This window comes from Vibrio sp. 10N.222.49.C9 (assembly GCF_041474985.1).
In the GTDB taxonomy this organism is placed as follows: domain Bacteria; phylum Pseudomonadota; class Gammaproteobacteria; order Enterobacterales; family Vibrionaceae; genus Vibrio; species Vibrio crassostreae_C.
Window position 1 is genome coordinate 1 of record NZ_JBFRVD010001213.1, and the last position, 300, is coordinate 300.

General features: G+C 44.3%; 1 pseudogene. It reads right to left on the reverse strand.

Features of this window, described 5'->3' with window-relative positions:
• Positions 1-60: 60 nt before the first annotated feature.
• Positions 61-300: pseudogene (locus AB4585_RS27620) on the reverse strand (hypothetical protein); the annotation flags it as partial.

Below are 300 nucleotides of genomic sequence, written 5' to 3' on the forward strand. Positions count from 1 at the left end.
TGCCACTACAAATGAATGTTGAAATTATATTATGAAGGGGCTCTCGCCCCTTTTTAGATCTTATATATTCTTTGATTGTGGGTTAAACAGTAGATACAGCCATAATACGGTACTTGCCACCCCCATCAAGAAGGTGTCTATCAGCATAGTGACCACCAAAGCAACGGCGTAATACCAGCCCTTATGACCACAGTTTTTCCATCGCGCTACCGATAAGCCAATGGAGAACCAAAATAGCGCGATTAGGATCGGGAACAGTAAAAATAGTGCACCGCCGCCATCTGAATTACTCGCCTGCTG